Origin of the sequence: Marinobacter sp. F4216, from assembly GCF_019931195.1 — a bacterium.
Lineage (GTDB): Bacteria > Pseudomonadota > Gammaproteobacteria > Pseudomonadales > Oleiphilaceae > Marinobacter > Marinobacter suaedae.
In genome coordinates, this window is the sequence record NZ_JAIOUO010000007.1 from 135033 (window position 1) to 153561 (window position 18529).

Annotated in this window: 17 protein-coding genes and 1 tRNA gene; 11 read left to right on the forward strand and 7 right to left on the reverse strand. The window is 57.0% G+C overall.

The window, feature by feature from the left end; translation table 11 throughout:
- Nucleotide 1: 1 nt before the first annotated feature.
- Together K8I84_RS14440 and K8I84_RS14445 are read right to left on the reverse strand one after the other, a co-directional pair.
- Entirely contained in the window at nucleotides 2-634 is a 633-nt protein-coding gene (locus K8I84_RS14440; protein ID WP_223795486.1) for an outer membrane beta-barrel protein, read from the reverse strand.
- A 111-nt stretch (nucleotides 635-745) separates the two neighbouring features.
- Nucleotides 746-1228 carry a hypothetical protein gene (locus tag K8I84_RS14445; RefSeq protein ID WP_223795487.1) on the reverse strand — a complete coding sequence of 161 codons (483 nt, stop codon included), beginning with the start codon at nucleotides 1226-1228 and terminating at the stop codon, nucleotides 746-748.
- Between the two features lie 116 nt (nucleotides 1229-1344).
- Here K8I84_RS14445 and K8I84_RS14450 point away from each other — a divergent pair, with 116 nt between their 5' ends.
- Nucleotides 1345-2634, forward strand: a complete 1290-nt coding sequence (locus tag K8I84_RS14450) for a M18 family aminopeptidase (protein ID WP_223795488.1) — start codon at nucleotides 1345-1347, stop codon at nucleotides 2632-2634.
- Nucleotides 2635-2689: 55 nt separating this feature from the next.
- Here K8I84_RS14450 and K8I84_RS14455 read toward each other — a convergent pair.
- Nucleotides 2690-2765 (reverse strand) — tRNA-Asn (locus K8I84_RS14455).
- A gap of 137 nt (nucleotides 2766-2902) precedes the next feature.
- Between K8I84_RS14455 and K8I84_RS14460 the strand changes: the two genes are divergently transcribed.
- Nucleotides 2903-3907, forward strand: a complete 1005-nt coding sequence (locus tag K8I84_RS14460; RefSeq protein ID WP_317848219.1) for a YheT family hydrolase — start codon at nucleotides 2903-2905, stop codon at nucleotides 3905-3907.
- A gap of 13 nt (nucleotides 3908-3920) precedes the next feature.
- On the opposite strand, the gene K8I84_RS14465 is transcribed toward K8I84_RS14460, so the two are convergent.
- The gene (locus K8I84_RS14465) at nucleotides 3921-4550 is read right to left on the reverse strand and encodes an arylesterase (protein ID WP_411722686.1); all 630 of its coding nucleotides are present in this window, start codon (nucleotides 4548-4550) and stop codon (nucleotides 3921-3923) included.
- Nucleotides 4551-4619: 69 nt separating this feature from the next.
- Here K8I84_RS14465 and K8I84_RS14470 point away from each other — a divergent pair, with 69 nt between their 5' ends.
- The 3 genes from K8I84_RS14470 to K8I84_RS14480 all read left to right on the forward strand — a co-directional run bounded on the left by K8I84_RS14470 (nucleotide 4620) and on the right by K8I84_RS14480 (nucleotide 9877).
- Nucleotides 4620-5339, forward strand: a complete 720-nt coding sequence (locus K8I84_RS14470) for an ABC transporter ATP-binding protein (RefSeq protein WP_223795597.1) — start codon at nucleotides 4620-4622, stop codon at nucleotides 5337-5339.
- Complete coding sequence (locus K8I84_RS14475; protein ID WP_223795489.1) at nucleotides 5339-7825, forward strand: ABC transporter permease; 2487 nt, start codon at nucleotides 5339-5341, stop codon at nucleotides 7823-7825. The genes K8I84_RS14470 and K8I84_RS14475 overlap by 1 nt, the downstream gene beginning before the upstream one ends.
- A gap of 147 nt (nucleotides 7826-7972) precedes the next feature.
- Complete coding sequence (locus tag K8I84_RS14480; protein WP_223795490.1) at nucleotides 7973-9877, forward strand: DUF3604 domain-containing protein; 1905 nt, start codon at nucleotides 7973-7975, stop codon at nucleotides 9875-9877.
- Nucleotides 9878-10045: 168 nt separating this feature from the next.
- Here the strand turns inward: K8I84_RS14480 and K8I84_RS14485 are convergent, their stop codons facing one another.
- From K8I84_RS14485 to K8I84_RS14495, 3 genes are all read right to left on the reverse strand, one after another.
- Nucleotides 10046-11233 carry an iron-containing alcohol dehydrogenase gene (locus K8I84_RS14485; RefSeq protein ID WP_223795491.1) on the reverse strand — a complete coding sequence of 396 codons (1188 nt, stop codon included), beginning with the start codon at nucleotides 11231-11233 and terminating at the stop codon, nucleotides 10046-10048.
- A complete protein-coding gene (locus K8I84_RS14490; protein ID WP_223795492.1) occupies nucleotides 11230-11778 on the reverse strand; it encodes a hypothetical protein in 549 nt (182 codons plus the stop codon). Before K8I84_RS14490 ends, K8I84_RS14485 begins: the two co-directional genes overlap by 4 nt.
- A 157-nt stretch (nucleotides 11779-11935) precedes the next feature.
- Entirely contained in the window at nucleotides 11936-13207 is a 1272-nt protein-coding gene (locus K8I84_RS14495; protein WP_223795598.1) for a M48 family metalloprotease, read from the reverse strand.
- 202 nt (nucleotides 13208-13409) lie between these two features.
- Here K8I84_RS14495 and K8I84_RS14500 point away from each other — a divergent pair, with 202 nt between their 5' ends.
- The 6 genes from K8I84_RS14500 (at nucleotide 13410) to K8I84_RS14525 (ending at nucleotide 18437) form a co-directional block, all read left to right on the forward strand.
- Nucleotides 13410-14138 (forward strand): DUF599 domain-containing protein, encoded by a 729-nt coding sequence (locus tag K8I84_RS14500; protein ID WP_223795493.1) that lies wholly within the window; start codon nucleotides 13410-13412, stop codon nucleotides 14136-14138.
- A 34-nt stretch (nucleotides 14139-14172) separates the two neighbouring features.
- Nucleotides 14173-14643, forward strand: coding sequence for a PaaI family thioesterase (locus tag K8I84_RS14505; protein ID WP_223795494.1), 471 nt, complete (start codon nucleotides 14173-14175; stop codon nucleotides 14641-14643).
- Nucleotides 14640-15074, forward strand: a complete 435-nt coding sequence (locus K8I84_RS14510; RefSeq protein ID WP_223795495.1) for a PaaI family thioesterase — start codon at nucleotides 14640-14642, stop codon at nucleotides 15072-15074. The genes K8I84_RS14505 and K8I84_RS14510 overlap by 4 nt, the downstream gene beginning before the upstream one ends.
- Before the next feature lie 226 nt (nucleotides 15075-15300).
- Nucleotides 15301-17193: a molecular chaperone HtpG gene (gene htpG / locus K8I84_RS14515; RefSeq protein WP_223795496.1), complete on the forward strand. Its 1893-nt coding sequence runs from the start codon at nucleotides 15301-15303 to the stop codon at nucleotides 17191-17193.
- A gap of 126 nt (nucleotides 17194-17319) precedes the next feature.
- Nucleotides 17320-17436, forward strand: a complete 117-nt coding sequence (locus K8I84_RS14520) for a hypothetical protein (protein ID WP_302910643.1) — start codon at nucleotides 17320-17322, stop codon at nucleotides 17434-17436.
- Nucleotides 17437-17459: 23 nt separating this feature from the next.
- Complete coding sequence (locus K8I84_RS14525; protein ID WP_223795497.1) at nucleotides 17460-18437, forward strand: tRNA dihydrouridine synthase; 978 nt, start codon at nucleotides 17460-17462, stop codon at nucleotides 18435-18437.
- The last annotated feature ends 92 nt before the right edge of the window (nucleotides 18438-18529 follow it).

Below are 18529 nucleotides of genomic sequence, written 5' to 3' on the forward strand. Positions count from 1 at the left end.
CTCAGAATTCGTAGCGAACGCCGCTGTTGAACTGGAAGGTGTTGACTTCGGTGAGGGTGTCCTCGAACAGGTTGCCGCCTTCCAGTACAAAGTAAACGTTGTCCAAAACTTCGTAATCGAGGCCGGCAATCCAGCTCTTGCTGAAGGCACTTTCGGGGAATTCCTCCTGGAGTTGTGGGAAAGCGTACCGGGCTTCTTCGTTGGGCAAATCGGCGTCACCGCCAATGTACGAAAAGCCAAATTGCCCGTAGATATTGGCGCCTTCGCCAAGGTGGTAGTGAAGGCCAATATACCAGCTGGCGAAGAAATCAACGTTCAGGGATGCTCCGGTATTACCTATGTCGGCTTCCTTGAAGCCGCCGCCCAGTCGAAGCTCTACATGGAACAGTTCGCTGATATGGTCCCCAGCGACCAGCGTCACGCCGCTGCCCCAGCCATCGTTGTATTGCTGCGTGCGCCCGCCCCCCTCTAAAGGGACTCGCTCCAGTACGGACCGATAATTGAACAGTGATCCCAAAACACCCACGTAGTACAGATCCTCACGGAATTTTTCCTGTGCGGATGCAAGCGGAGCGGCAGTCAATGTGGGTGTGATCAATGCAGCGAGCAGGGATGTTCGCAGGACCTTGTTCATTGTTGTCGGGCTTCCTGACTTCAGCGGATACGGGCCCGATTTTGCCTTGTGTAACCAACTGTTACGTCGACCCGTGTCACACTTCCCTGTGCCAGGCGGGTTTGGTTGGGGTTATCCGTCCAGAAGGCCTTCTTCACGCGCCAGTAGCAGCAGGGCATATACCCCGTTTTCCGGCAGCTGAGGTTCAAGCCCTTCATCGATCATCAGCTGCCGGCGCTGGTCTTCCAGCGTGTCGATGTCCAGTCCGGTAATGAGTTCAGCAATCGGGGCAATTTCAAACGGTGGTTCCTGGCCTACGGCACTGAACAGCTTATCGATGAGGATTTCGTCCGGATCAAAACCGTCGACGTAAACCGTCTGGTCAGGAAGGTCCTGGTGGAGTTCGCGAACCAATTCCAGCAGCGGGACACCCTGTTCTTCCAGGTAGTTCAGGTCGACATCCCCAAGATCGCCATCGGCGGGCAGCCAATCGTCGTCGGGCGCGATGATGACGGTCTTCATGCGCCCATCGCCCAGGGACCAGGCAATTGCCGTAGGAAACAGGGCATCGTCGGTTTGGCAGTATTCGATATCGAGAAATCTGGGTGTGGACACAGTTGGCTCCTGAGGCTTAATACCGCTAAGGGTAGTGGATGTCCGTTGAACCGGTATTAAGGCGAAACGGCTTCATGCGATACTGTGTCCGTCATTATCAATCAATCAGGAACATCATGGAACACGCTGAATTTAACAAAGAACTTCTGTCGTTTCTGAATGCCTCACCGACGCCGTGGCATGCCGTGGAAACCATGAAGAAGAAGCTCATGGAGGCTGGCTTCAGGGAGCTGGACGAGCGGGAGGAATGGTCGCTGGACAGTGGTCAGGGGTATTTCGTGACCCGCAATGGCACCTCCATCGTTGCGTTCCGGACCGGGTCGAAGGATGTCACCACATCCGGCATCCGTATGGTCGGCGCCCACACCGACAGTCCGTGCCTGAAAGTGAAGCCCAATCCGGATTTGCGCAGCAAAGGGTATTTCCAGCTCGGTGTTGAAGTCTATGGTGGCGTTCTGCTGAACCCCTGGTTTGACCGCGATCTCTCGCTTGCCGGCAGGGTAACTGTGCTGGATGACAGCGGCAAGGTTCGTGACACCCTGATCGATTTCAAAAAGCCCGTTGCGTTTATTCCAAGCCTGGCCATCCATCTGGATCGAGAGGCGAACATCAGCAAAACGGTGAATCCGCAGACGGAGCTGCCGCCCGTGGTTATGCAGGTGGCTGAAGGTGATAAGGTCAGTTTTGTGGACCTGCTCAAGCAGCAAATTGCCGATGAATCCGGCCTGAGCGTCAGTAAGGTATTGGGGTATGAGCTGAGCTTTTACGACACGGCAGACGCCGCCTTTGTGGGTCTTCGGGATGAGTTCATTGCCTCCGCCCGTATGGACAACCTGTTGAGCTGCTACATCGGCCTGCAATCGCTGCTGAATACCTCCGGGGACGAGGCCGCGCTGCTGGTGTGCAATGATCACGAGGAGGTGGGCAGTGTCTCCGCCGAGGGTGCTCAGGGGCCGTTTCTGTCAGCGGTGCTGGACCGCTGGTGCGGAGCTGCGAAGGCGAGGGCGGTTGCTCATTCGATGATGATCTCCGCGGACAATGCCCATGGCATCCATCCGAACTACCTGGACAAGCACGATCAGAACCATGGCCCGATCCTGAACCAGGGACCGGTTATCAAGATCAATCACAACCAGCGCTATGCCACCAATAGTCGTTCTGCAGGCGTCTACCGCCACATCAGTGATGAGTTGGGGTTGCCCCATCAGAGCTTTGTGGTGCGTAGTGACATGGCCTGTGGGAGCACGATTGGTCCCCTGACGGCGGGTACTCTGGGAGTAACCACCCTCGATATTGGTGTTCCCCAGTTCGGCATGCACTCCATTCGTGAGCTTGTCGGCTCAGAAGATGGCTATACTCTTTATCGGGTGCTGACCGAATTCATGCAGCGGGAACAGGTTCTGTAGGGCCTGAACGAAAAATGCCGCTGTTCCGTATGGAAGAGCGGCATTTAGGAATAAGTGGCTCCCCGAGCTGGGCTCGAACCAGCGACAAACGGATTAACAGTCCGTTGCTCTACCAACTGAGCTATCGGGGAACATCGTCGAAGTGGCGCGCATATTAAGGGCTTTAAGAGGCCGGGTCAACCCCCTGAATTGGCAGGTTAAAAATTGTACTTCTTTTGCTGTTCAGGCGCTTGTAGTGGCAGGAAAAAAGCGACAGGGAGATGTTGATATGACAGCTATGGAATCGGCTCCACACCCTTTACCCGAAAACTTCTGGTTTGATGGCATGGCGTATCGACCACCTCATTGGCTACGCAGTGGTCACGTGCAATCGGTCTGGCCTACGTTGTTCCGAACGGTAAGCCTGACCGAGCCCCACCGGGAAGCGTTGGCCACGGATGACGACGACGAACTCCAGCTCGACTGGTACCGGCAGGGCAGCGACCGCCTCGCTGTCATTTCCCACGGCCTGGAGGGACATAGCCGTCGGCCTTACGTGCTTGGCCTGGCTCGGGCTCTGATGAGTGCGGGCTGGGATGTGCTGGCCTGGAATTATCGCTCATGTGGCGGCGTGATGAATCGGCAGCCCCGTTTCTACCACAGCGGCGCCACGGAAGATCTGGAGCGAGTGCTGGGGCATGTCCTTCTCAAGTCCTATCGGAAAATCTCTCTGGCTGGCTTCAGTATGGGCGGCAATCTGACGCTGCTGTACCTGGCTCAGAAGGGCGAACGGGTTGATAGTCGTATCTGTGGCGCAGTGACCTACTCTGTGCCCTGTGATCTCGCTGGCAGCGCGGAAGTACTCGCCCGGCCAAGCCGGAAGATCTACATGCGGCGATTCCTGAAGGATCTTCAGACCAAAATGCAGGTAAAGGCCGAAAGATACCCGGAAATCATCGATATTTCCGGCTTTGAGAAGATTCAGAATTTCCGCCAGTTTGATGATCTCTACACGGCGCCCTTGCACGGCTTCCGGGACGCCGACGACTACTGGGCTCAGGCATCCGCCTTGCCACGTCTCAAGGACATTCGTGTGCCGGCGCTGATGGTCAACGCCGCTGACGATCCGTTCCTGTCCAGGCATTGTTTCCCGGAAGCGCGAAGCGTGCTGGGCAGCTATGTAAGGGCAGAGTATCCCCGCTGGGGAGGGCATGTCGGTTTCGTCGAACACGCCCGGGACGGCTACTACTGGTCAGAGCGCCGAGCCATATCCTTCCTTAAAAATGAAGTCTGAGGTCCGTCGGACCTCAGTCCAGTCTGGGGCGCAGGGCGGGCCAAATATTGTCCAGTAGGCGGGGTTGGGCCTCGGCGGTTGGGTGGATGCCGTCGTCCTGCATAAAGCCTTCCTGGTCGTAGATGCCATCCAGGAAAAAGGGCACCAGTGCGGTGTCAAAACGCTCAGAAAGCTTCGGGAAAATGTCGGCGAACATCTGCGTGTACCGCTGGCCATAATTTGGCGGAATTTGCATGCCGACCAGCACAGTTTCAGCCCCTGATGCTTGTACCCGACTGATCATATCCGCCAGGTTCGACTCGATGACGTTAGGCGGAAACCCCCGGAGCCCATCATTTCCGCCGAGTTCAATGACCACCACGTCCGGATCGTGCTCCTCCAGCAGCCCGGGTAGACGACGGGCACCGCCGTCAGTTGTCTCGCCTCCGATGCTGGCATTCACCACCTGCCACTGGGGCAGGCCATCGTCGTCCAGCCGTTTCTTCAGCAACTGTACCCAGGCCCGCTCCGTGGGCACACCGTGGGCGGCGCTCAGGCTGTCGCCAAGGATGAGTATGGTGTTCGCGCTGGCGGAGAGCGGAGCAACGAAACACATGAACAGGAGAAAAACTATTGATCTGGCGGTCACTTGTGCCGTATTCATAGAAATATTATTTACTCTGTGTGGCGTTCAATACATTCGTTTTCAAAACCGGGAGTTTTCGTGAATCAGATGGCCCATCCCAATTCCGACCAGAGGCAGCCCATGCTCAAGGTGTCCCACCTGACCCATCGGGTCAGCCTTGAAACCGATACGTTAACGATCTTGCAGGGGGTCAATCTGGAAATCAATCGTGGCGAGTCGGTGGCGATTGTTGGCCGCTCCGGTTCCGGGAAGACCACGTTGCTGGGATTACTGGCGGGCCTCGATACGCCCAGTGAAGGAAAGGTCGAACTCGATGGTTCGGTCATCAGTGATCTGAGTGAGGATGCGCGGGCACAACTTCGGGCACGACGAGTCGGGTTTGTTTTCCAGTCTTTCCAGTTGCTGCCGGCCCTGACGGCTCTGGAAAACGTCATGCTCCCGTTGGAACTGGCGGGTATCGAACAACCCGAAGCCCGCGCCAGGGAGTTGCTTGAGCGTGTTGGCCTGGGGGAGCGCTTGGGCCATACGCCCCGCCAGCTGTCCGGCGGCGAGCAGCAACGGGTGGCCATCGCCCGGGCCTTTGCGTCGGATCCAGTCGTCCTGTTTGCCGACGAACCGACGGGCAATCTGGATAACCGAACCGGCCAGTCTGTTTCGGACCTGCTCATGGCCCTGAACCGGGAACAGGGCACGACCCTGGTCATGGTGACCCACGATGAACAGTTGGCGGCACGCTGTGGCCGTCAATTTCACATCGAGGCGGGCGAATTGACAGAGCCGGGATCGGCCCGGGAGGCCGCTGACTGATGGTTGCCGCTGAGAAACTGATGTCCGTGCGCCGGGATTGGCGCGAGCGGGATGTACGGGTGGTTCTGGTGGCACTGATCATTGCCGTAGCCACTGTGGCCACCATTGCCCTCTTTGCCAGCCAGCTTCAGCGCACGTTGGTGACGTCCGCCAGTTCCTTCCTTGCGGCGGATCGCCAACTGGAGGCAGAAAACGGCCGGGAAATCCCCCCGGAATGGATGCATGAGGCAACCCGCCGCGGCCTGGAAACAGGACGCATGATCGAATTCTCCACGATGGTGTTTGGCACCGGGGGCTTCCAGCTTGTGTCGGTCAAAGCCGTCAGTGACGAATACCCGCTGCGGGGTGAAATTGAATTCCAGGCCTCACCAGACGGTACCCGAACACTGGCCAGTGGCGGGCCAGCTCCCGGTGAAGTGTGGATCAATCCCCGACTGCTTCGTTTGCTCGAGCTGGAGATTGGCGATTCACTGGATGTGGGTAGTCGCAGCCTGACGGTGTCTGGACTACTGATCCGCGAACCGGACGGCGGTTTTCGGCTTTCGGCGCTGGCGCCCAGGGTGATGATGCACGTAGACGACGTGCCCTCGACTGGTGTGATTCAGGAAGGTAGCCGGGTCGAATATGTTTACCTGTTTGCTGGCGAGGAACCGGTTCTGGACGAGTACCACGAGTGGCTGAAACCCCAGCTTCACCCCAGTCACGAATGGGAAGGGGTTCGGGACGGAGAAACCTTTTCCCGCTCACTCCAGCGAGCCGAGCGATTCCTTCTCTTGGGTGGAAGCCTGGCGGTTCTCTTGGCATCGGTGGCCGTGGCGGTCGCCAGTCGACAATATTCGCTGTCCCAGAGAGATACCGTCGCACTGCTAAAGACTCTCGGGCTCAATGGCGCCGGCATTGGCAGGCTTTACCTTCGCCGTCTCGGTTTGTGGGGCTTGGCTGGTGTCGTCGGTGGGCTTTTGGTCGCTCTTCCGTTGTTCTGGTTGCTGACCCGAATACTCAGTGATGTGCTGGAGCGGCCAGTGGATTTCTACCTTGATCCCGCTGCGTTAGCGCCTGCCTTACTGACTGCGCTGGTGTCTCTGTTTGCTTTTGCGTATCCGCCCATTCGGCGGCTTAGGCAAGTACCCGCCATGCGGGTATTGCGGAGTCAGCCTGGGGAGAGTGGTCGAGAGGCGATTCCGGACATTGTAGTGGCCATTCTCGCGGTGTTCGGGCTGGTCTGGCTCTATGCTGGCGAACTGGTTCTTGTGGTATCCCTGCTAGGTGGCCTGGTGTTGTTGCTGGCGGTGCTTGGCCTGGTTGGATGGGCGTTAATGGCGTTGCTTCGTCATGTGAAAGGCGGCGGCAGCGCATGGCGTCTGGCGCTCGTAGGTTTGTATCGTCACCGTCGTGCGAGCCTCTCCCAGATGGCGGTTTTTTCCATGACGCTGATGCTCGCGGCGACACTGGTTCTGGTTCGCTCCTCGCTGCTGGATGACTGGCAGGCGCAGTTACCAGAGGATACCCCGAACCATTTCCTGATCAACATATCACCGGGCTCTGTGGAAGAGGTAAGCGAATACTGGCAGGAAAACGGCCAGCCTCTGAGCCAACTCTATCCTATGGTGCGGGGCCGGTTGACGGAGCTGAATGGCCGACCGGTTAAGGAGGCGGTCAGTAAGGACGAGCGCATCAATGCGCTGAATCGGGAGCTGAATCTGACCTGGATGGCCTCGTTGCCAGCGGATAACGAAATCATCGAGGGTGCCTGGTTCAAGGAGGGACAGACGGAGGGCGTATCCGTTGAATCCCAGCTCGCCGGACGGCTCGGACTTCAGATTGGTGATCGGCTGACCTTTACTATTGGCTCGGCCAAAGTGACCGAGCCGGTGACCAGTATCCGTACCGTCCAGTGGGACAGCATGAAACCCAATTTCTATATGGCGTTTCCTCCCAACGGCGGGTTGACGGATATGCCGGCCACCTGGATAACCAGCTTTTACCTGCCGGACCAGGGTAAGCAGGCGCTGAACGAGTTTTCCCGTCGGTTCCCAACGATTTCAGTGCTGGAGATTGACCACATCATCGAGCGTATACAGCTGATTGTCGGTCAGGTGACCCGGGCGATTGAGGCCATACTCGCTCTCATACTGGCGGCGGCGCTGGTGGTAATGGCTGCGGTGGTCAGTGCCACGCTGAAAGATCGACAGCGCGAAGGCGCCTTGTTGCGAACCCTGGGTGGCCGTCAGTCCCTGTTGGTACGCAGTACCATGATGGAATTTGCGCTGCTGGGTGGCTTCGCGGGATTAATCGGGGTTGCTGCAGCCGAGGCTGCGGTCTGGGCACTGCAATATGGCATGTTCGAGGGCAGCTTCCAGTGGCATTGGCCAATTGTGATTTCAGTACCGCTGGTCAGTGCGATGGTCCTGGCGCTGTTTGGTCGCTGGCAACTGGGGCCTGTGCTGAATGTATCGCCGATGCTGTTACTGCGCCGGCTGGAATAATACGGGACTTCATTTGTTCTCGGCCTGGCTCCCGAACGGTCGCACCCCGCTCGGGCGGGGTGTAAATCCAGGCCAACTTCGCTTCAATCATGCGCTCTCTTCAGGTGCTGCTAGTCTTAATCTGATACCAGATTGGAGACAGCAGCCATGGAGCGCTCACCCTGCTTTCGATTGTTCTCAGCCATCGCATTAACCTGCCTGCCCGCAACGGCTTTACTGGCACAGGATTTACGCCCACCCGAAGGGGAAAACACCGCCATCCAGAAGTCCTATTCCCCGTTTGTGGGGCAGGACTTTCCCCAGAACGTGTATTTCGGTGATACCCATCTTCATTCTTCCTGGTCTACCGATGCCGGAATGGCAGGGGCCACCCTGGGACCTGAAGAGGCCTATCGCTTTTCGCGAGGCGAGGAGGTTATCAGCCATCTTGGGTACCCGGTAAAGCTGAATCGCCCCCTCGATTTTATTGTCCTTGCCGACCACGCAGAGAATTTTGGCCTCGCCGAGTTTATCCGGCAGGATGCGCCCGTTGTTCAGGACACTGAGAAGGGTCGGGAGTGGTATAAGCTGGTTAAGTCCGGAAAGGGCTATGACGCGTTTATCGACTGGTTGCGCCTGACTGCAGAGGGGACCGATGGCATCGATAGCATCAAGATGCAGCGGATTGCGTGGGATTCAGCTACAACACGGGCAGATCACTTCTACCAACCCGGTGTGTTCACCACCTTTGTCGGGTTTGAATGGACTTCGCAGCCCAAAGGCAACAATTTGCACCGCGTCGTGGTTTTCCGGGACGGTAAAGAGCGTGCCATGAATGTGGTTCCGTTCTCTGCCTACGATAGCGACGACCCGGAAGCGCTCTGGAAATACATGCAGGCCTATGAGGATGAAACCGGCGGATCCATGCTCGCGATTCCCCACAACGGCAACCTGTCCAATGGATTTATGTTCGACGATGTCACCCTGTCCGGTGATGAGCTGGATGCGGACTACGCCAAGCGTCGTATGCGCTGGGAGCCCCTCTACGAGATGACCCAGGCCAAGGGAACAGGAGAAGCGCATCCCTTGGTTTCGCCCGACGATGAGTTTGCCGGTCAGGAGCTTCTTGATGCCGGGAACATTACGGGTTCGGAACCGAAGGAACCTGACATGCTACCGCGAGAGTATGCACGCCCGGCGCTGATTCGGGGCCTGGCCTACGAGGAAGAACTCGGCGTTAACCCTTTCAAGTTTGGCATGATTGGAGCGACCGACAACCATACCGCACTGCCAACCACCCGTGAGGACAACTGGTTCGGTAAGGCCCACATTGTGGAGCCTTCGAAGCATCGTTTTGAAGATGTGTTGATCGAGGCAGAAAATCCAGAGCTCAATATCTATGCGACGGATTTGTCTGCAGCTGGTTTGATGGGCGTCTGGGCGACAGAAAACACCCGAGAAGCCATTTTTGACGCCATGCTGCGTAAGGAAGTTTTTGCAACGACCGGGTCGCGGATTCGCCTGCGTATGTTTGCAGGATGGGACTTCGAACCAGAGGAGGCTCAACTGGCGGACTTTGCCACTCAGGGATACTCCAGAGGCGTTCCCATGGGCAGTGACCTGAGAACCGCCCCAGACGGTGCTAAAGCGCCCACCTTCCTGGTTCGGGCATTGCGTGATCCGGACGGCGCCAATCTGGATCGGATTCAGATGGTCAAAGGCTGGATAGGCACGGATGGCGAGACCATGGAGAAAATCTGGGATGTCGCCTGTGCAGACGGTCGAGAGGTGAGTGACGATCGTTGTGATGGCGATGTGGGCAACACCGTCAACGTGGCCGAGGCGACCTACACCAACAATATTGGCGATGCCTTCCTGGCTGGCCACTGGATGGATCCTGACTTTGATCCTGATCAGCGGGCTGTTTACTACATTCGGGTTCTTGAAATCCCCACGCCCCGATGGACCGCCTACGACGCCAAGTTTTTTGATGTGGAAATGCCTGAAGGAACCGCGATGGAAGTGATTGACCGGGCTTACTCATCGCCCATCTGGTACACGCCAGAGGGTTAAAGATCGGGACCGCATGGACGAATTGCCAAGGACTGGTTTTGGGCAATAGTTGTTAAAGGCAGTAATGTTTGCGGGAAAGAAATTGTTCAGTAAGACAAAAAAACCAGCGATTTTAGTCGCTGGTTTTTCTTTTCAGCGGGCTACTCCGTAAAGCGGACCCGTTGGTGATTATGCCCAGGCGCGTCGGAGGACCGCTTTGGCATCGTCCAGGGTGACTTCTTTCGGATTGAACATAATGGAGCCGTCATCCAGTGCCATTTCGGCAATCTGGTCCAGCTGGGCCTCATCAACTTTGCCAGTCTCTTTGAGTGTGCGTGGCAGTTTGCAATGGCGGTAAAGCTGGTCGCGCAACTTGCGAATCGCTGAGATGCTGGCTTCTGCACGGCGGCTGGCCGGGGTGTTGGCGTAGACTTCCGGGCCTTCCAGGTACAGCAACAACTCGCCCAGTGGCTCGCGAATATCTTCCAGATTGAACTCCAACACGTAAGGCAGGTACAGGCTCATGCACAGGCCGTGGGGCAGGTGGCAGATCGCGCCCGTGGCGTGGCCAAGGGCGTGCACCAGGCCAACCATGGAGTTGGAGAACGCAATACCAGCCATGGTCGATGCCTGAGCCAGTTCAAGGCGGCCCTCGGCGTCTTTCGGATTGTCCATTACCTGCAGCAGGGACTGGCTGATCTTCTTGATCGCAGCGGTCGCGTAGGCGTCACTTAGCGGGTTCTTGGCCATGCAGGTGAACGCCTCGGTGGCGTGGGTCATGGCGTCCATGGCGGTTGCAGCGGTAATGTGCGCTGGCAGCGTCAAGGTCATGCGCGGATCGATGATCGCGGCGTTGGGCAGCAGGAACGAGGAAGAGAAGGGCAGCTTCACGCCCTTGGATTCGTCCGTGATGACTGCCACAGCGGTGACTTCCGAGCCGGTTCCAGCGGTGGTGGGCACCACAAAGAAGGGCTTGAGCGGATGCTTCAGAACGCCTGCACCAGTGTATTTGGAGAGGTCGTTTCCACCTTCGGAGACCAGAATATTGACGGCCTTGCCGGTATCAATGGCGGAACCACCCCCGACGGCAATGATGGAATCGCACTTTTCCTGACGGTAAACGCCGGCGATATCGCGGACCACAGACGTGGATGAATCGGGTGGAACGTCATCGTAAATGCTGACGATCTCCAGACCGCTCTCTTCACAGGCTGCAATCACCGGGTCCAGCAGGCCTGCCGCACGAACACCTTTATCGGTGACAATCATCGGGCGCTTGGCCGCCAGGCCGGTCAGTTCGTAAGGGATGTGCTCAAGGGCGGACTTTCCGGCAATGACTTTGACCGGGCAGAAGAATTCGTAATATTTGTTGGTCATGATGCTCTCACGGTCTCGACGAAGTTAGTTGCAACTTTCAGGTAGATTCGGGCGGCGCTGATCAGTTTTTCGGGCAGGCCGAGGTCTGCGGGGTATTCCTTCACAGCACGTTCAGCAATCAGCTTCGGCAAAATGAACGACTCGAGTCGGTTCAGAACCCGCGTCATGCGCACGGCGTAACTGATATCACCATCCACCAGCATCCGGTCATTGGCAAAGGCCACTGAGGTTTTTTCCTGGAAGGAGAGCACCAGAAACGCATGGGCGATGTGCTTGAACTGGATGGAAAGATCCACTGGCCGGGGCGCTGAATCCCCGTGGTATTTGAAGCGCCCAAGCCCGGTGTGTTCGACGATCAGGCGTGCGCCATCGGGCATCACCATCATTTCGAACAGAAACCCGTCGGGCAGGGCTGCGGCTTCCTTGTTAACCGTTTTATCCACTTCGCTGACCGCCTGCAGGGCGCGTCCCATCACCTGGAACATAACCTCTACGTAGAGTCGGCGAGCCTGGAAGATCATCGGCTGAATCCGTTTTGTGAGCATTGCCGTTTTCCGTTGGTTGTTGGTCTTTTCTGATTTTTAGAGTTATTGCTCTAAATGTCAATGCAGAGCATAACAGTGAATGTGAGTCACCTCAGCAAACTGATGAGCAAGGCACAAAAAAACCGAGGCTTTCGGGCCTCGGTTTTTTGTCGGTCGGTCATCCTTGTCGACTCAGGTTTTCCAGTTTCTGCCTGGCTTCATTGCCTACGTCACCGCCGGCTTCGGCCGCTTTGCGGTAGTAACCGGCGGCTTCATCCTTTTTGCCCTGTTTGGCAGCAACGTCTCCCATTCGCAAGAATCCGATGGATGTCGGAACCACCCGGTTCGCCTGGGTCAGGTTTTCACGGGCCTCGTCCAGATTGTTCAATTCCAGGGCGTTCATGCCGTTGTAGAGGCGATACAGGAACATTTCCGGGTAAAGGGAGACCGCCTTGTCGAAATCCTTGGAAGCCTGGTCCGGCTTTTTCTGCTGTTTATAAATCTGCCCGCGCAGGGAGTAAAACAGGGCTTCGTCCGGTGCCAGTTTGATGGCCTTGGTGATTTCCTCCAGGGCTTCGTAGGTTTTGCCTTCCGAAGCCAGTTTACGAGCCTTGTCATGGGCATCGTAGGCGGGCTGGAGTTTTCTCAGCGTCGCCAGTTTTCGGTCATACACATCCTTGCCACGGTAGCCGCCGGCACCCACTTTGTTCACCAGTACCTGATTGGCCTTTACCCGGGCAGCCGATGGCGGGTGGGTGGCAAACAGGCCCTGAATAAAGTCCGGATTCTGTCCCTTGGACAGCTCAAAGAAAATCTGCTGCAGTTCCACAGCGGCGGTTGGATCGTAGCCGGCACGGCGCATGTAAAGAATGCCGTAATAGTCGGATTCCAGTTCATCGCCCTGGCTGTACTGGGCCAGGGCCAGCTGCGCTCCGACCGCGGCGCCACCCATGAGCAAGCCAGCCCACTCGTTGTCCGACAAGGCAATCCCCAGACCAGCGACTCCCGCGCTGATCAGCATTCCTTGCTGCATACGCTGGACGCTGTGGCGTGCCGCTGCATGTACGATTTCGTGGCCGAGGACCGAGGCGAGTTGGGCTTCGTCCTGTAGTTTGGCGAGCAGGCCCCGGTTGATGGCGATTTTCCCGCCGGGCAGGGCCCAGGCGTTGGGTACACTGCTGTTCAACACAACAAACTCATAGGGCAGATCCGGTCGATCGCTGACGCGGGCGAGTTTTTGGCCAACGTCGCGAACATAAAGGGTTAGTTCCGGATCCAGATAGAACTGGCCGCCCTGGGTCTGCTGCGTGGGTGTGTATTGCTCCGCGCCCATCGCCAGTTCCTGGTCTTCGGCGATCAGAGATAGCTGGCTTTCGCCGGTAACCGGATTTTTGGCACAGCCAGTCAGTGTCAGTGCGAGAATGGCGAGGCCAAGGCAGCGAAAAAACATGGAGTGAATCACGTAAAACTCCCCTTTGATCCGTCAGCGGGTACGTTGTCCCTTTCGTGGTGTGCCATGATGTTATACCACAGGAAGGGGCAGGGACGACTGTGTGTCAGGCCATAGAATGTGGTGACAATATTCCCCTTCGCGTATCATAACTGACTGTTCTTGCGCACTTTCGTTCCGCTCAATTATTCGTGGGGCCATCATGGGCATTGTCCTTGAACTCATAGCATTGCTCTGGTTTCTGACCTGCTGGGTGGGCTATACCCAGTATTCCAAGCGCCGGGCCGGTGATCGTCCGTGCCTGTCCAACACCCTGGACCTGTATCGCGAGGACTGGATGCGGGTGATGCTGCGCCGTGAGAACCGAATCGCGGACGCCTCGGTGGTGGGAAATCTGGAACGGAACGGTGCCTTTTTCGCCTCCAGCTGCTTGCTGATCCTGGCCGGTATCATTACCGCGCTGGGTTATACCCAGGAGGTGATGGAGGTATTCAGCACCTTGCCGTTCGGCACACTGCCAACCCGGGAGGTCTGGGAGCTGCGGATGGTCATCCTGCTGGTGGTATTCATCTACGCCTTCTTCAAGTTCACCTGGTCTATGCGGATGTACAATTTCGTGTCGGTGATGGTGGGCAGTGCGCCGCCTCCGGACGATACCAAAACCAGCCCCGCGGCCCGTGAAGCGTTTGCCCGCAGCGCCGGTAACATCTGTAACCTCGCCGGTGATGCCTTCAACCTGGGATTGCGTTCCTATTACTACGCGCTGGCGGTGGTTGGCTGGTTTATTCACCCGGTGGTGTTTATGGCGTCCTCAACCCTGGTGGTTGTGGTGCTGTATCGGCGGGAATTCTGTTCGGATGCATTGACGGCATTGCGGTCCGGAAAGGTGTTCGAAGAACCATCGCCCGCGGCAACAGACTCGAATCAGTAATTCCAAACTTCAAGTACCAACAGGCTGGCCCTGAATGAACGATGATACTCGCAGAGACCGGGTAACCCGGTTTATTGAAACACTGAATCAGGCCCGTGAACTGGGGCTGAGTGTGGAAGACGCAAAGGAAGGGGAGCTGGTGCTTTGCCTTCCTTATAGTGACCGTATCATCGGCAACCCGGAAACCGGCGTCATCCACGGTGGTGCTATTACTACCCTGATGGATACCGCCTCCGGCTCCGTCATCATTTGTGCGCTGGACGAATTTGAGCTTTGCCCAACTCTGGATCTTCGGGTGGATTACATGCGCCCGGCTGAACCGCGAAAGCCGGTCTATGCCCGGGCTGAAACCTACAAAGTGACCCGCAACATCATCTTCACCCGTTGTCAGGCCTATCAGGAAGGTGGTGAAACGATTGCCAACTGCGTCGGTACCTTTATGCGCATCGGTAAGGAAGCCACTCCCAAGGGTTACCGGGACCTGATTACCGGAGGTGAAGTATGACCGACGCGGAACTTCTGCAGTACACCCGGGATACTGGCGATTTCTCACGCATGCTGAGCAGCATTCCCTACGCCCGGTTCATCGGCCTGGAATGTGATCGCTTCGGGGATGACCTGATTTTCCGTCTGCCCAGGAAGCAGCAGAACCTGGGCAACCCCATCTTGCCGGCCATTCATGGTGGTGTGATTGGTGGCTTCATGGAATTGTCGGCAGCCTTTTATCTGATGATGTCCCAGGAAACGCCCCGGATGCCCCGAATCGTGGATTTTTCTCTGGATTACCTGCGCGCCGGGCTGGACCGTGAAACCTACGCCGAATGTAGACTGACCCGCCAGGGCAATCGGGTCGCCAACGTGATGATTACCGCCTGGCAGAAATCCCGTTCCCAACCGATAGCCACCGCCCGGGCTCATTTCCTCATTGAAGGTTGAATCTCTATCAAATCCCCTTCTTGCAGGGGCTTGAAATGCGCCGGCATGACCCCACTTTTTGCAGCAAGGTAATGAATCCGTACTGAAGCGGGTACGGAAAGGTTGCTGCGAATTGTCTGGAAATCCTGTCGCAAGGCGCTTTGTGCCCCCGCGGTGGCTCCCTTCAAGCAGCCTTCCTGTAACCGCTTTTTCTGAACTGTGCATTAAGTCAGGAGATAAAGACGCCATGACGGTTGAGTCCAAAAAAGAGACGCTTGGTTTTCAGACGGAAGTGAAGCAACTGCTTCACCTGATGATTCACTCCCTGTATTCCAACAAGGAAATCTTCCTTCGGGAGTTGATTTCCAACGCGTCCGACGCCGAAGACAAGCTGCGTTTTGCAGCGCTCAAGGATGACAGCCTGTACGAAGGCGATTCCGAACTGAAAATCCGTCTCTCCTATGACAAAGACGCCAACACCGTAACCATTGCGGACAACGGTATTGGCATGAGTCGAGAAGACGTGGTTCAGAACCTGGGTACCATCGCCAAATCCGGTACAGCGGAGTTTCTCAAGCAGCTTTCCGGCGACGAAAAGAAAGACAGCAAGCTGATCGGTCAGTTTGGTGTGGGCTTCTACTCCGCGTTCATCGTCGCGGATCGGGTAGAGGTGTTCACTCGGCGCGCCGGTGCAGACGCCAGCGAAGGTGTCCATTGGGAATCTGCGGGCGATGGCGAGTTCACCATCGAGCAGGTTAACCGTGAGCAGCGCGGTACCGAAATCGTTCTGCACCTGAAGAGTGAGGCAAACGAGTTTGCCGATGGCTACCGCCTGCGCGGCCTTGTGAAAAAGTACTCCGACCACATCTCCTTCCCGGTGGTGATGAAGTCCGAATCCGAGGAAGAAGACAGGAAGGACGAAGACGAAACCGTCAACGACGCGACCGCTCTGTGGACACTGCCGCGTACCGAGATCAAGGACGAAGAGTACAAAGAGTTCTACAAGCACATTGCTCACGACTTCGAGGACCCGCTTACCTGGTCCCACAACAAGGTTGAGGGCAAGCTGGACTACACCAGCCTGCTGTACATCCCGGCCCGTGCACCGTTTGATCTGTACAACCGTGAGGCGCCCCGTGGCTTGAAGCTGTATGTTCAGCGCGTGTTCATCATGGACGACGCCGAGCAGTTTTTGCCGCTGTACCTGCGCTTTGCCAAGGGTGTGGTGGATTCCAACGACCTGTCCCTGAACGTCTCCCGTGAAATCCTGCAGAACGACAGCACCGTGGAGAGCATCCGCACCGCGCTGACCAAGCGTGTGCTGGATATGTTGTCCAAGCTGGCCAAGAAGGATCCTGAGGAATACCAGAAGTTCTGGGGCGAGTTTGGCACCGTTATCAAAGAAGGCCCGGCGGAAGATTTCAGCAACCGCGAGAAAATCGCTGGCCTGCTGCGCTTTGCATCCACCCACACCGGTGAAGCAACCCAGAGCGTGTCTCTGGACGACTACATTGGCCGCATGAAAGATGGCCAGAAGAAGATCTTCTACATCACTGCTGACAACTTTACGGCCGCCAAGAGCAGCCCGCATCTGGAAGTCTTCCGCAAGAAGGGCATTGAGGTCCTGATCCTGTCCGATCGAATCGACGAGTGGATGATGGGCTACCTGAGCGAATACGACGGCAAGCAGTTCCAGGACGTTGCCCGTGGCGATCTTGACCTCGGTGAGGTGGAAACCGAAGAGGACAAGAAACAGAAGGAAGCTGCGGCTGAAGAGCACAAGGATCTGCTGGAGCGCATCAAGAAGGTGCTGGAAGATCAGGTCCAGGACGTTCGTGCGACCAATCGTCTGACCGATTCACCGGCTTGTCTGGTGGTTGGCGAGTTCGACATGGGTGCCCAGATGAAGAAGATCATGGAAGCGGCTGGCCAGAAGGTGCCGGACAGCAAACCGATCTTCGAAATCAACGTAGAGCATCCGCTGGTTCAGCGCCTGGAAAGTGAAAAGGGCGACGAGCGCTTCGGTGAACTGGCAGCCGTACTGCTGGATCAGGCCACACTGGCGAGCGGCGAGCAGCTGAAAGATCCGGGTGCCTACGTTACTCGCCTGAACCGTCTGCTGCTGGAACTGGCTAACTAAGTGGTAGGCAGCAAATCGCGGTGGACCTGAGGATTGCCCTGATGAGTGGGAAAAACTCTATCAGGGCGCTGCTCAGGCTGATCACCCAGGGCCCGGGACGGGCGTTCCGTCCGCTTCCCGGCCCGAATCCTGTCAACGTTTGCCTTGCACGATGGTGTGCGGGGCAGCTTTCCACGTAAAAGTCGCTACCCGCGTACTCTTCTATCCACTCCTCAAACTGACTACAATGCCGGCCCCGCTTAAAGATTGATCAGTCCGGAGCCGACATGCGAATCATCCTTGCCCCGATGGAAGGGCTTGTTGATGCACCTATCCGAGAAGTACTTACGACCGTCGGTGGCATCGACCGCTGCGTGACCGAATTTGTCCGGGTCACCCATGGCATGCTTCCGCCCCGGGTTTTCTACAAGTACGCTCCGGAACTTCATAACCGGTCTCTGACGCAGGTCGGTACGCCGGTGGCGCTTCAGTTACTGGGCTCCGATCCGCAACAGATGGGGCTTCACGGCGCTCGGGCAGCGGAATTGGGCGCATCCCAGGTGGACATCAATTTCGGTTGTCCGGCCAAGACCGTGAACCGCCACAAGGGTGGCTGTGTTTTGATGCGTGAGCCTGAACTCATGCATGACATCACCGCAGCCGTGCGCAGGCACGTACCCGCTGATATTCCGGTGACCGCCAAAATGCGGCTGGGATACGATGACCGCTCCATGGGCGTAGCCTGCGGCCAGGCGCTGGAAGCGGCCGGCGCGGCGGAGATTGTCATTCATGCCCGAAGCAAGGTGGATGGCTACAAGCCGCCTGCTTACTGGGAAGAAATCGCCAAGGTCCGTGAGGCGGTTAAGAGCCACGTCATTGCCAATGGTGACATCTGGACTGTGGACGACTACTGGCGTTGTCGAGAAGTTTCCGGTTGTGACGATGTGATGATCGGTCGGGGCCTGATTGCACGGCCGGATCTGGCTCGCAAAATCAAAGCCAGTCAGGCTGGTGAAGACATCCCGGATATGACCTGGGCCGAAGCGGTGGCGCTGGTGCGTGAATACGCCGAGGTGCTTCAGGGCTGGCTGGAAGATCGCTACGTGACAGGCCGCATAAAGCAATGGATGAACTTCCTTCGTCAGGGCTTTAATGAAGCCGAAAGCCTGTGGCCTCAGGCCCGGAAGATCCGTGAGGTGACCCCGATGTTGGCTTGCCTGGAGCAAGGCGTGCAGAGATCTGATCCTTCCATCGAAGCCGCCTGAGCTTCGTTATTTTCCCTCCAGCCCCTATTTGCCAACTACATTGGAAGTAAACGACTGTGCGTCGTGACCCGACGATGGGCACATTTCGAGGA